Source organism: Bacillus sp. F9_6S_D1_P_5 (assembly GCF_054823925.1).
This window is the reverse complement of record NZ_JBTREW010000005.1, coordinates 96,242-109,701: the sequence shown is the minus strand read 5'-3', so window position 1 is coordinate 109,701 and position 13,460 is coordinate 96,242. Positions and strand designations below refer to the sequence as shown.

Annotated in this window: 11 protein-coding genes and 1 pseudogene; all 12 read left to right on the top strand. The window is 38.0% G+C overall.

All coding sequences use genetic code 11. From position 1 onward, the window contains the following. The first annotated feature begins 7 nt into the window (after positions 1-7). The 12 genes and pseudogenes from uvrB to ACUXEY_RS08310 all read left to right on the top strand — a co-directional run bounded on the left by uvrB (position 8) and on the right by ACUXEY_RS08310 (position 13,453). On the top strand, positions 8-1,984 hold the full coding sequence (gene uvrB / locus ACUXEY_RS08365; RefSeq protein ID WP_087959306.1) for an excinuclease ABC subunit B: 1,977 nt from the start codon (positions 8-10) through the stop codon (positions 1,982-1,984). Between the two features lie 11 nt (positions 1,985-1,995). Continuing rightward, positions 1,996-4,866 (top strand): excinuclease ABC subunit UvrA, encoded by a 2,871-nt coding sequence (gene uvrA, locus ACUXEY_RS08360; protein ID WP_429602430.1) that lies wholly within the window; start codon positions 1,996-1,998, stop codon positions 4,864-4,866. 59 nt (positions 4,867-4,925) lie between these two features. Continuing rightward, positions 4,926-5,376: pseudogene (locus ACUXEY_RS08355) on the top strand (DUF4275 family protein). 114 nt (positions 5,377-5,490) lie between these two features. Beyond that, complete coding sequence (locus ACUXEY_RS08350; protein ID WP_001267308.1) at positions 5,491-5,871, top strand: phage holin family protein; 381 nt, start codon at positions 5,491-5,493, stop codon at positions 5,869-5,871. Between the two features lie 156 nt (positions 5,872-6,027). Continuing rightward, a complete protein-coding gene (gene hprK / locus ACUXEY_RS08345; RefSeq protein ID WP_001127251.1) occupies positions 6,028-6,957 on the top strand; it encodes an HPr(Ser) kinase/phosphatase in 930 nt (309 codons plus the stop codon). Positions 6,958-6,981: 24 nt separating this feature from the next. Continuing rightward, positions 6,982-7,794, top strand: coding sequence for a prolipoprotein diacylglyceryl transferase (gene lgt, locus ACUXEY_RS08340; RefSeq protein ID WP_000924239.1), 813 nt, complete (start codon positions 6,982-6,984; stop codon positions 7,792-7,794). Positions 7,795-7,861: 67 nt separating this feature from the next. Next, complete coding sequence (gene ppaX, locus ACUXEY_RS08335) at positions 7,862-8,512, top strand: pyrophosphatase PpaX (protein ID WP_166702710.1); 651 nt, start codon at positions 7,862-7,864, stop codon at positions 8,510-8,512. A gap of 76 nt (positions 8,513-8,588) precedes the next feature. Beyond that, the gene (locus tag ACUXEY_RS08330) at positions 8,589-9,095 is read left to right on the top strand and encodes an acyltransferase (RefSeq protein WP_429602325.1); all 507 of its coding nucleotides are present in this window, start codon (positions 8,589-8,591) and stop codon (positions 9,093-9,095) included. Between the two features lie 145 nt (positions 9,096-9,240). Continuing rightward, complete coding sequence (locus ACUXEY_RS08325) at positions 9,241-10,752, top strand: tetratricopeptide repeat protein (protein WP_461300446.1); 1,512 nt, start codon at positions 9,241-9,243, stop codon at positions 10,750-10,752. Positions 10,753-10,837: 85 nt separating this feature from the next. Beyond that, positions 10,838-11,794, top strand: coding sequence for a thioredoxin-disulfide reductase (gene trxB / locus ACUXEY_RS08320; RefSeq protein WP_166702707.1), 957 nt, complete (start codon positions 10,838-10,840; stop codon positions 11,792-11,794). Between the two features lie 165 nt (positions 11,795-11,959). Continuing rightward, positions 11,960-12,766, top strand: a complete 807-nt coding sequence (locus tag ACUXEY_RS08315) for a DUF368 domain-containing protein (RefSeq protein WP_000455196.1) — start codon at positions 11,960-11,962, stop codon at positions 12,764-12,766. Between the two features lie 228 nt (positions 12,767-12,994). Beyond that, positions 12,995-13,453, top strand: a complete 459-nt coding sequence (locus ACUXEY_RS08310) for an NUDIX hydrolase (protein WP_001190080.1) — start codon at positions 12,995-12,997, stop codon at positions 13,451-13,453. The last annotated feature ends 7 nt before the right edge of the window (positions 13,454-13,460 follow it).

The window sequence follows — 13,460 nt, the reverse complement described above, 5'->3', positions numbered from 1 at the left end:
ATTATACTTGGAACATCAATTTGAAATTATTTCAGCGTATTCCCCGCAAGGCGATCAGCCGGTAGCTATAGAGAAGCTTGTAGAGGGAATTAATAGTGGAAAGAAAAAGCAAGTGTTGCTTGGAGCGACAGGAACGGGTAAGACATTTACGATTTCAAATGTCATTAAAGAAGTGCAGAAGCCAACACTTGTCATGGCTCATAATAAAACGTTAGCGGGACAGTTATATAGTGAGCTGAAAGATTTTTTCCCGAATAATGCAGTTGAATATTTTGTTAGTTATTACGATTATTATCAGCCAGAAGCGTATGTGCCGCAAACAGATACATTTATTGAAAAAGATGCGCAGATTAATGATGAAATCGATAAATTACGTCACTCAGCAACATCTGCACTATTTGAACGGGATGATGTGATTATTGTTGCGAGTGTTTCGTGTATATATGGTTTAGGTTCTCCAGAAGAATACCGCGAGTTAGTTGTTTCACTTCGAGTTGGTATGGAAAAGGACCGCAATCAATTGCTTCGTGAACTTGTTGATGTGCAGTATGGACGTAATGACATTGATTTCAAGCGTGGTACATTCCGTGTGCGCGGAGATGTAGTTGAAATCTTCCCAGCATCACTTGACGAGCATTGTATTCGAATTGAGTTTTTCGGCGACGAAATTGATCGTATTCGCGAAGTAAATGCGTTAACAGGTGAAGTATTAGCAGAACGTGATCATGTAGCAATCTTCCCAGCATCTCACTTCGTTACACGTGAAGAAAAGATGAAGGTCGCTATTGAAAATATCGAAAAAGAATTAGAAGAGCGTTTAAAGGAATTAAATGATAATGGCAAGTTGTTAGAAGCGCAGCGTATAGAGCAGCGAACACGTTATGATTTAGAAATGATGCGTGAGATGGGCTTTTGTTCAGGGATTGAAAACTACTCCCGTCATTTAACGCTTCGTCCAGCGGGTGCAACGCCGTATACGTTATTAGACTATTTTCCAGAAGATTTCTTAATCGTTATGGATGAGTCACACGTATCCGTGCCACAAGTAAGAGCGATGTATAACGGGGACCAAGCACGTAAGCAAGTGCTTGTGGATCATGGATTCCGTTTGCCATCAGCTTTAGATAATAGACCGCTTACGTTTGATGAGTTTGAAGAGAAAACGAATCAAGTTATTTACGTTTCGGCAACGCCAGGTCCGTATGAATTAGAGCAGTCACCAGAAGTAATAGAGCAAATTATTCGTCCAACAGGGCTTTTAGATCCACCAATTGATATACGACCAATTGAAGGTCAAATTGATGATTTATTAGGAGAAATTCAAGATCGTATTGCAAAAAATGAGCGTGTATTAATTACGACTTTAACGAAGAAGATGTCAGAGGATTTAACGGATTACTTAAAAGATGTAGGAATTAAAGTGAACTATCTTCACTCTGAAATTAAAACGTTAGAACGTATTGAAATTATCCGTGACCTTCGCCTTGGTAAGTTTGATGTACTTGTCGGTATTAACTTATTACGAGAAGGATTAGATATTCCAGAAGTATCACTTGTAGCTATTTTAGATGCTGATAAGGAAGGATTCTTACGTTCAGAACGTTCATTGATTCAAACAATCGGTCGTGCAGCACGTAATGAAAACGGACGCGTTATTATGTACGCAGATCGTATAACGAGATCGATGGGAATTGCGATTGAAGAAACGCAGCGTCGTCGTACGATACAAGAAGCTTACAATAAAGAGCATGGTATTACGCCGAAAACGATTCAAAAAGGTGTGCGTGATGTGATACGTGCAACGACAGCTGCTGAAGAAACAGAAACGTATGAAGCAGCGCCAGCTAAGAAGATGACGAAAAAAGAGCGTGAAAAGACAATTGCGAAGATGGAAGCAGAGATGAAAGAAGCAGCAAAAGCGTTAGATTTCGAGCGTGCAGCTGAATTGAGAGATTTACTATTAGAATTAAAAGCGGAAGGGTGAACAGAGTGAGCATGAGCAAGGATTTTATTGTTGTAAAAGGTGCTAGAGCACATAACTTAAAAAATATTGATGTAACCATTCCGAGAAATCAGCTTGTTGTTGTGACAGGATTGTCTGGTTCAGGGAAATCATCATTAGCGTTTGATACGATTTATGCAGAAGGGCAGCGCAGATACGTAGAATCGTTATCTGCGTATGCGCGCCAGTTTTTAGGGCAAATGGATAAGCCGGATGTAGATACGATTGAAGGATTGTCACCAGCGATTTCAATCGATCAAAAAACGACGAGTCGTAATCCACGTTCAACTGTCGGAACGGTAACGGAGATTTATGATTATTTACGTTTATTATTTGCGCGAATTGGTACGCCGATTTGTCCGAATCACGGCATTGAAATTACATCACAAACAGTAGAGCAGATGGTAGACCGTGTACTTGAATATCCTGAGCGTACGAAATTACAAGTGTTAGCTCCTATCGTTTCTGGACGTAAAGGTGCACATGTGAAAGTGCTTGAAGATATTAAGAAGCAAGGATATGTTCGTGTACGTGTTGACGGTGAAATGCTGGATGTATCTGAAGAGATTACGTTAGATAAAAATAAGAAGCATTCTATTGAAGTTGTAATTGACCGTATTGTTGTAAAAGAAGGAATCGCAAGCCGTCTTGCGGATTCTCTTGAAAGTGCATTAAAGCTTGGCGGGGGCCGAGTGTTAATCGATGTAATGGGAGAAGAGGAACTTCTATTTAGTGAACATCATGCTTGTCCGCATTGTGGTTTTTCAATTGGAGAATTAGAGCCGCGCATGTTCTCATTCAACAGTCCATTCGGAGCGTGTCCTTCTTGTGATGGACTTGGTTCAAAGTTAGAGGTAGATTTAGAACTTGTTATTCCGAACTGGGATTTATCATTAAATGAACATGCGATTGCTCCTTGGGAACCGACAAGCTCACAATATTATCCGCAGCTTTTACAATCTGTATGTAATCATTACGGCATTGATATGGATGTGCCTGTGAAAAATATACCGAAAGATTTATTTGATAAAGTGTTGTACGGAAGCGGTGAAGAGAAAGTTTATTTCCGCTATGTAAATGAATTTGGTCAAGTAAAGGAAAATGAGATTTTATTTGAAGGTGTTATTCCAAATATCGAACGTCGTTATCGTGAAACGAGTTCTGATTATGTTCGCGAGCAAATGGAGAAATATATGGCAGAGCAAGCTTGTCCGAAGTGTAAAGGTGGACGCTTAAAGCCTGAGAGTTTAGCTGTTTTCGTTGGTGATAAAACGATTGCTGACGTAACGAAGTATTCTGTTCAAGAAGTACAGGAATTCTTCTCAAATGTAGAGCTAACGGAGAAACAACAAAAAATTGCTCATTTAATTTTAAGAGAAATTCAGGAGCGCGTTGGGTTCTTAGTAAACGTCGGCTTAGATTATTTAACGTTAAGTCGTGCCGCAGGAACTTTATCAGGTGGTGAGGCGCAGCGTATTCGTTTAGCAACACAAATCGGTTCTCGTCTTACTGGCGTACTTTATATTCTTGATGAGCCTTCTATCGGTTTGCATCAGCGCGATAACGACCGTCTTATTCGCACATTGCAAGAAATGCGCGATTTAGGAAATACGCTAATTGTCGTTGAACATGATGAAGACACGATGATGGCTGCTGATTATTTACTTGATATCGGACCTGGTGCAGGTATTCACGGTGGTCAAGTTGTGTCAGCTGGTACACCAGCTGAAGTGATGCAAGATGATAATTCGCTAACAGGTAAGTATTTAAGCGGTAAAGAGTTTATTCCGGTTCCACTTGAAAGACGTAAAGGTGACGGGCGTAAAGTGGAAATTGTCGGTGCAAAAGAGAATAACTTAAAGAATGCGAAGATGTCATTCCCGCTTGGTACGTTTGTAGCGGTAACGGGTGTATCTGGTTCCGGTAAAAGTACGATGATTAATGAAGTACTATATAAATCGTTAGCGCAAAAATTATATAAAGCAAAAGCGAAGCCAGGTACGCATAAAGAGATTAAAGGTCTCGAGCATTTAGATAAAGTAATCGATATTGATCAATCGCCAATCGGTCGTACGCCACGTTCTAATCCAGCGACGTATACAGGTGTATTCGATGATATCCGTGATGTGTTTGCACAAACGAATGAAGCGAAAGTGCGCGGATATCAAAAAGGACGTTTCAGCTTTAATGTAAAAGGTGGACGTTGTGAAGCGTGCCGTGGTGATGGAATTATTAAAATCGAAATGCACTTCTTACCAGATGTATACGTTCCGTGTGAAGTTTGTCACGGTAAACGTTACAACCGTGAAACGTTAGAAGTGAAATATAAAGATAAAAACATTTCTGAAGTGTTAGGAATGACAATTGAAGATGGAGTAGAGTTCTTCGCTAATATCCCAAAAATTAAGCGTAAACTTCAAACGCTTGTAGACGTAGGGCTTGGTTATATGAAATTAGGGCAACCAGCTACGACGTTATCTGGTGGTGAAGCGCAGCGCGTGAAGCTAGCTTCTGAATTACACCGTCGTTCTACAGGACGTACGCTATACATTTTAGACGAGCCAACGACTGGTTTACATGCGCATGATATTGCACGTCTTCTAGAAGTGCTGCAACGTCTTGTTGAGAGCGGTGAGACGGTACTTGTAATTGAACATAATTTAGATGTAATTAAAACAGCTGACTATATCGTTGACCTTGGACCAGAGGGCGGAGACAAAGGTGGACAAATCGTTGCTTCCGGAACACCAGAGCAAGTAGTGAAAGAAGAGCGCTCGTATACAGGCAAGTATTTAAAAGAGATTTTAAATCGCGATAAAGCAAGAATGAAAGAGAAAATAAAAGAAGTAGAGTTATCTCAATAAGTGTATTACGAAAAACCGAGTGGAAATGGCACTCGGTTTTTCGTTCATAGAGGGAGAAAATGGAGTTTATAGATGTTTTAAGAAAGAAAAACATGAAGGTAAGAGAGTTTCAAAGTTGGGGTGTTTATTTTCGTAAGCGCTGGGAGGATAACTTTGCAAATCATTTTAAGTGATGAGGAAAAGGAAGACATCTTTCTGTATGGTGATAAGTATGCATGTGGGTTTCTTTGGCACATATTTAGTTATGAGAAAAAGAAGTGTTTAGAGGGTGAAGAAGCGGAGAACGCATTTCATAATGAAGTGAAAAAGAATTGTTACATATTCTATCAACATTGTGAGGAAGTCATACTAATAACGGATGCGAGTTTATTACATATGGATGATATATTACGGGAGACGTATGATGCGTATAAAGGCGATATCTATATTGTAGACAAAGATTTTACTTGGACCTTTGTGAAAACTCATGAACATAGATGGTATGGACCTTATTTTGCGAGGAAATGTTAGTAGGTATACAAGCAGGAAGAGTAGAATAAGTTGATATAAGTGTTTGCATGATACTTGCGTTTATAATCTATTAGCGTATGATGAAATATATATGTCAAAAGGATGTGTAAGAAAATGAGATGGATTGTATCACTTCTTGTAAATAGCGTTGTGTTAATCGCTGTATCGGGACTTTTAAAAGGGATTGCACCAGACGCGTTTTACGTAGCAAATATACAAACTGCAATTATTGCGAGTATTATCTTGGCTGTTTTAAATGTGTTCGTAAAACCATTTTTAATTTTAATTACGTTACCAATTACGGTTGTAACTTTTGGGTTCTTCTTAATTGTTATTAATGCGATTACGTTAAAAATAGCAGATTCATTATTAGGAGATGCATTTAATATATCAGGATTTGGTGTAGCGATCGTTGCAGCAATTTGTATTTCAATTTTTAATATGATTATTGAAAAGGCAATTGTGGAACCTCTATACGAAAAAAAGAGAAAATGACAAAAAGAAAAACATTTCATGATGTGTATGAAATGTTTTTTTCTATTTATTAGAAACCGTATTTCTTGTTTCCAGAAAAAAATGGTACAATATCCGGTAGAATGGAATTTTACATCAAATGAGACTGAACCCGCAGCGGAGTGGAGGTTTATACATATGCCGAAAGTAAGAACAAAAGATTTAATTGAACAATTTCAATTGGAGTTAATAAGTGGTGAGGAAGGAATTCATCGTCCGATTGATACAAGTGATTTATCACGACCTGGAATTGAAATGGCAGGATTTTTTACATATTATCCAGCTGATCGCGTGCAGCTTCTTGGAAAAACGGAGCTTACGTTCTTTGATACGTTAACGACAGAACAAAAACAAGAGAGAATGAAAGCGCTTTGTACCGAGGAGACGCCATGTATTATTATAACTCGTAATCAAGATGTACCAGATGAGTTATTACAAGCATCACGTGAATCAGGCATGCCTTTATTACGTTCTTCTCAAACGACAACGAGATTATCAAGTCGTTTAACCAATTATTTAGAAGGTAAGCTAGCACCAACAACTGCTGTTCATGGTGTATTAGTGGATATTTACGGTGTTGGTGTTTTAATTACAGGTCAAAGTGGTGTCGGTAAAAGTGAGACAGCTCTTGAACTTGTGAAGCGTGGCCATCGCCTTGTTGCGGATGATAGTGTAGAAATTCGCCAAGAAGATGAAGACACATTAGTAGGAAGCTCACCAGATTTAATTGAGCATTTATTAGAAATTCGTGGTCTAGGTATCATTAACGTTATGACGTTATTCGGTGCAGGGGCAGTGCGAAATTATAAGCGTATTACACTTGTTATTAATCTTGAAATTTGGGATCAAAAGAAAAATTACGATCGCTTAGGTCTTGATGAAGAGAAGATGAAGATTATTGATACAGAACTTACGAAGATTACACTTCCAGTTCGCCCTGGTCGAAACTTGGCTGTTATTATTGAAGTGGCAGCGATGAACTTCCGTCTAAAACGTATGGGAGTCAATGCAGCACAGCAGTTTTCTGAACGATTAATGAGTGCGATTGAGTTAGGAAATCAGGAGTAAACTTTGGAGAGGGAGGTCATACATATGCTGTTAGGTTCTGTACCACAGCTTGACCGCGTAGCTGTCCAACTTGGACCGTTTCCTGTTTATTGGTACGGGATTATTATCGGGACAGGTGTGCTATTAGGTCTTTGGCTAGCAACTCGCGAGGGAGAAAGGCTAGGTATTCCAAAAGATACATTTGTTGACCTTGTATTAATTGCAGTACCGATCGCTATTCTATTTGCGAGAATGTACTATGTTATTTTTGAATGGGAATATTACGCGCAAAACCCGAGTCAAATTATTAATATTCGTCAAGGTGGCTTGGCGATTCATGGTGGTTTAATTGGGGCTGTTATTACAGGGATTCTTTTTGCGAAACGCCGCGGGGTTTCATTCTGGAAGTTGGCTGATATTGCTGCGCCAAGTATTTTACTAGGACAAGCAATTGGCCGATGGGGAAACTTTATGAACCAAGAGGCACATGGTGATGAAGTAACGAGACAGTTTTTAGAAGGCCTTCATTTACCAGATTTCATTATTAATCAAATGTATATTGATGGTGTGTACTATCATCCGACGTTTTTATATGAATCATTATGGAATTTTGCAGGTGTCATTTTATTACTTGCATTACGAAAAGTGAACTTGCGACGTGGGGAACTGTTCTTTACATATTTAATTTGGTATTCAGTAGGGCGCTTCTTCGTAGAAGGCTTACGTACAGATAGTTTAATGCTAGGACCACTTCGTATCGCACAAGTAATGTCAATTGGACTTGTTGTTATTTCTATTATTTTCATTATTGTGAGACGAAAAATGGGGCAAGCTGATAAAAGATATTCGGAAAATTAGAGAAAAGTAGCATCTTATTATGAGATGCTGCTTCTTTCATATTCAGGAAAGAGAAAGGACTAAGGCAATGAGAATAAATACAGTGTTATTTGATTTAGATGGAACTTTAATTAATACAAACGAACTTATTATTTCTTCTTTTTTACATGTGTTACATACATATTATCCAGATCAATATAAACGTGAAGATGTATTACCATTCATCGGCCCGTCTTTACATGACACTTTCAGCAAGATTGATGAAGACAAGGTTGAAGAGATGATTACATGTTATCGTCAATTTAACCATGATCATCATGATGAATTAGTAGAAGAATATGAAACTGTATATGAAACAGTTCAAGAGTTGAAGAAGCAAGGCTATAAAGTTGGGATTGTTACAACGAAAGCGAGACAAACTGTTGAAATGGGATTAAAGTTGTCAAAGCTTGATGAATTTTTTGATGTTGTCGTGACAATTGATGATGTAGAGCATGTGAAACCACACCCAGAGCCACTTCAAAAAGCACTTCAGTTATTAGATGCGAAACCGGAAGAAGCATTGATGGTTGGGGATAACCATCATGATGTTGTTGGCGGACAAAATGCGGGTACGAAAACCGCTGCTGTTTCATGGACACTGAAAGGTAGAGCGTATTTAGAGGCTTACAAGCCGGACTTTATGCTAGATAAAATGAGTGATTTGCTACCAATTTTGTCTAATATGAACCGTTCATAAAGGTCCAAGTAAGTTAGTAGGGGAGATATTTCTCTACTAACTTACAGTTTCACTTTTTAGTAGAGGAGCGAGCTAAGTGCGACGGACAACGCGCTATCCTGTTTCGGGAGAAAATTCATTATGGAATGTGTATAAAACAGTGTCCTTTTGGAAGGTAATGAAGAACTTTATTATTATCCAGATTGCTCGTTATACACCATTTTTATCCGTCAAGAATTGGTTGTACCGCACATTTTTACGGATGAAAGTCGGAAAGAAAACATCGTTCGCGCTTATGGTAATGCCGGATATTATGTTCCCAGAAAAGATAACTGTGGGAGAGAATTCGATTATCGGCTATAATACAACGCTTTTAGCACATGAATATTTAATTCGCGAATATCGACTTGGAGAGATTGTCATAGGAAATGAAGTGATGATTGGAGCGAATACAACGATATTACCAGGTGTAAAAATTGGAGATGGCGCGATTGTTTCAGCTGGCACACTTGTTCATAGGGATGTCCCAAGTGGTGCTTTCGTGGGTGGAAATCCAATGCGTGTTATTTATACGAAAGAAGAAATGGATGCTAAAGAAGGTTGATACTAAAAATGTAACATTTCTCTTCTTTTTTAATGAATAAAAAGGAAATAATTGAGTATAATATACTGTTTTGTTTTTTACGGAATCGTTTATACTTATAGATAGAAGAATGTGTGAACGAAGAAAACAAAAAACTGGAGGATATATGGGGAAAAATCAAGGAATATATAAGGAGAACGGACAAGTTATCTCTTTTAATCAATTAGCGGACTTCTTTTATAAAAAAGGGATGAGGGCTTACAAAGGGCAAAAATTGCAAGATGCAATTAAATATTTTCGAAGAGCGGCACAAAGTGAGAAGGAGCCGTTTATTTTATGCCAATTAGCAACAGTATTATCTGAGGCTGGTGAATATCAAGAGTCGAATCAAACCTTCTTTAAGCTTGTTAGATCTAATCCAGAACTTGAACAGTGCTATTATTTTATTGCAAATAATTATGCATATATGGGGCTATTTCAGCAGGCGAAAAAGTATGCGGATCGCTATTTAGAAGTTGCAGAAGAGAAGGAATTTGTAGAAGATACATTAGAATTACTTGAAATTATGGAAGAAGAAGCGATGGGTGCGGAAGAGATTGAGGATGAAGATGATCTAATTGTTATGCAAGAAGAAGCGAATCGTTATATTCGTAACGGCCAATTGGAAGAAGCAATTGCTACATTAGAAATTGTTACGAAAGATTATCCGGAATTTTGGTCGGGTCATAATAATTTAGCCATTGCACATTTTCAATCTGGTAATGTAGATAAAGCGCTGAAGTTAACGGAAATGATTTTAGAGAAAAATCCTGGTAACATACATGCGCTTTGTAATACGCTTATTTTCCTATATTCAATTGGAGAGCATAAACAAGTAGAAGCGTTAGCTGCGCAGTTAGTTGCAGTATATCCAATTTCATTCGAACATCGTTTAAAACTTGGAACGACACTTGCAACAATTGGTCATTTTGAACCTGCATATAAATGGTTCAAAGTATTAAAGCGTCAAGGATACGAGGGAGACGTTAGTTTTTATTATTGGTTTGCATATTCTGCTTATATGGTGAAAGATCAGCAAGTAGCTGAAAAAATGTGGCAACATGTTGTAGAATTGCACCCTGATAAAAAGGGAAAAGAACCGTGGAATGCGCTGAATTTAGCGGATGAAGGACAAAACGTGTTATTTGAAGAATTACGAAAATCATTTCAGCAAAGTGCGACGCTAGAGGAACAAATGCTAGCTTTATATTTAATGAATGAATTATCAACGCCAGAGAAGGTGGGATTCTTCTTTGATGTAACACAAGCGAAGAACGGTGTTCCAATTGTATCACAACTTGCAAAGTATTTCTTTTTACTTAATAGCCATAAGAGCATTTCAGCTGATTTACAACAGTTTGAACAGTGCGCGCGAATCGCGGATGCCTTATACAATTATACGAAAAAAGATGATGAATTAATCGAAGAGTGTTTACAATTTTGGTTCTGTACGTTCATACGTTTATATACATCTGGGGCAGTTTTTACAAATGTATACGGCTGGTCAGCTGCGGTTGAATATATCGTACGCAGCGAACAAGGAAATAAGATGACACAGTCAGAGCTTGGAGATGTATATAATGTATCTGTAGCGACTGTTCGAAAGTATGTGCAGGCTGTGAAACGTACGCACAAATAAGATAAGCAAATCATTGGGAAAAAAATGATGCTAACAGTATAATGAGGGTAACTTAATTGTGTAGGAATGAATAGGAGTGAATGGTGTGTCAGAAGAAAAAATTTATGATGTCATTATTATTGGTGCAGGACCAGCTGGTATGACAGCTGCAGTATATACATCTCGTGCGAATTTAAGCACATTAATGCTTGAGCGCGGTATTCCAGGTGGCCAAATGGCAAACACAGAAGATGTAGAAAATTACCCAGGTTATGAGTCTATTTTAGGACCAGACTTATCAAATAAAATGTTCGAGCATGCGAAGAAATTTGGCGCTGAATATGCATACGGTGATGTGAAAGCAGTCATCGATGGTAAAGAATACAAAACAATTGTTGCTGGTAAAAAAGAATATAAAGCACGTGCAATTATCGTTGCAAGCGGTGCAGAATATAAAAAAATTGGTGTGCCAGGCGAAGCTGAACTTGGCGGCCGTGGTGTATCATATTGTGCAGTGTGTGACGGAGCATTCTTTAAAGGAAAAGAACTTGTAGTTATTGGCGGCGGAGATTCTGCTGTTGAAGAGGGTGTGTTCTTAACACGCTTCGCATCAAAGGTAACGATTGTTCACCGTCGTGACACGCTTCGTGCGCAGAAAATTTTACAAGATCGTGCTTTCCAAAATGAGAAAGTAGATTTCATTTGGAATCACACTATTAAAGAAATTAACGAAGCAAGTGGTAAAGTTGGAAGTGTAACACTTGTAGACGTAAACAGTGGAGAAGAGAAAGAAGTCAAAACTGATGGCGTATTCGTATACATCGGTATGTTACCATTATCAAAACCATTTGTTGAACTAGGTATTACAAATGAAAATGGTTACCTTGAAACAAATGAGCGTATGGAAACGAAAGTTCCTGGTATTTTCGCAGCTGGAGATGTTCGTGAAAAAATGCTACGTCAAATTGTAACTGCAACAGGTGATGGTAGTATTGCAGCACAAAGTGCACAACATTACGTAGAAGAATTATTAGAAGAACTAAAAACTGTATCAGAAAAATAAGGGATAACATATTTTTGGAGAAGAAAGCTACAGATAGGAGCTTTCTTCTTTTTTTGTGTGAAAATGTCAAAGTTTTGTCAAAAATTATTAGGATTATAAGCTTTCTTATTGATATACTGGACTTTACGGAAAAAATCACTATAAGAAATGAGGAATTTATTCAGTATGGAATGGCGTAATATATATCGTGGATTTTGTATGGGTGTTAGTGATTTAATTCCTGGTGTGAGCGGCGGTACAATCGCTGTTGTGTTAGGGATTTATGAACAATTACTTGCGGCAATTAGTGGATTCTTTAGTCGTGAATGGAAAAAACATTTAGGATTTTTAATTCCCCTTGCAGCTGGTGTGGCAGCAGCGTTTTTAACGTTAAGCCACGTTATTAAATATTTACTTGCAAATCATTATGAACCGACTCAATTTTTCTTCCTCGGTTTAATTATTAGCATATTACCGATGTTAATGAGAGAAGCTGATGCAAAGTCGTCGTTTAAAGGTAAGCACATTGTTTTATTAATAGTTGCAGCAATCCTTGTTGCAATCACAGCTTTCTTTAAACCAGATAAGGCAGCAGATCCAATTACGACGTTAACAATTTTAAATGCAATTGGCTTATTTTTCGCAGGATGGATGGCTAGTATGGCTATGTTGCTTCCCGGAATTAGCGGATCATTTATTTTATTAATTATTGGTGTGTATCCGACAGCAATTAATGCTTTAACTACACTGAACTTACCATTAATCGTAGTTATCGGTGCCGGTGTTATGGTAGGGTTTGTTGTAAGTAGTAAAGGAATTAGTTTCTTATTAGATCGTTATAAAAGTATGACATTTGCGGCAATTATTGGACTTGTTATCGGCTCAATTGTAATTGTGTTCCCTGGTATTCCAACTGGAGGATTTTCAATTATAAGTTCAATTATTACCTTTATTTTAGGATTTGCGATTGTTACTTATTTCGGTAAGAAATAAGGGCTTTAATCCCCTTGGCGATAAAAATCGTTAAGGGGATTTTTCATGCTATTCATTGAAAATCTAGGCATTTACATTGCTTGTTATAGAAAGCTTTTTTAAAATTGTTGAGTAGCATATGCTTAGCGAAAGAGGACTGGCTCCTTCGTTGTAGCAAACTGTTTTTGATAGTATAATGAAATGAGTATGCAGTGAGAAATTTACTGCAAGTAGCTGAGGTGAAGAAACATGCAAAGAGTGACAAACTGTGTGTTAATTAGAGATAATGAAGTACTCTTACTCCAAAAACCTCGCCGAAATTGGTGGGTTGCACCAGGCGGGAAAATGGAGCGTGGTGAGACTGTAAGAGATTCCGTTGTTCGCGAGTATCGTGAAGAAACAGGTATTTATTTAAAGAACCCAGCGTTAAAGGGGGTCTTCACCTTTGTCATCCAAGAAGGTGATAAAGTTGTTTCTGAATGGATGATGTTCTCCTTTTTAGCGACAGATTTTGCAGGAGAAAACAAACTAGAGAGCGAAGAAGGCATCATTGGTTGGCATACATTTGATAAAATTGATGATTTGGCAATGGCGCCAGGAGATTATCACATTATTGATTATTTAATTAAAGGAAACGGCATAATCTACGGTACATTTGTATATACCCCAGATTTTGAGTTGCTTTCATATCGATTAGATCCGAGTTAAACCGTCA

Bases quoted from the DNA above. Each gene is read 5' to 3' on its own strand.
- uvrA (WP_429602430.1), top strand. From the start codon at position 1,996: ATGAGCAAGGATTTTATTGTTGTAAAAGGTGCTAGAGCACATAACTTA.
- ACUXEY_RS08350 (WP_001267308.1), top strand. From the start codon at position 5,491: ATGAGATGGATTGTATCACTTCTTGTAAATAGCGTTGTGTTAATCGCT.
- hprK (WP_001127251.1), top strand. From the start codon at position 6,028: ATGCCGAAAGTAAGAACAAAAGATTTAATTGAACAATTTCAATTGGAG.
- lgt (WP_000924239.1), top strand. From the start codon at position 6,982: ATGCTGTTAGGTTCTGTACCACAGCTTGACCGCGTAGCTGTCCAACTT.
- ppaX (WP_166702710.1), top strand. From the start codon at position 7,862: ATGAGAATAAATACAGTGTTATTTGATTTAGATGGAACTTTAATTAAT.
- ACUXEY_RS08325 (WP_461300446.1), top strand. From the start codon at position 9,241: ATGGGGAAAAATCAAGGAATATATAAGGAGAACGGACAAGTTATCTCT.
- ACUXEY_RS08315 (WP_000455196.1), top strand. From the start codon at position 11,960: ATGGAATGGCGTAATATATATCGTGGATTTTGTATGGGTGTTAGTGAT.
- ACUXEY_RS08310 (WP_001190080.1), top strand. From the start codon at position 12,995: ATGCAAAGAGTGACAAACTGTGTGTTAATTAGAGATAATGAAGTACTC.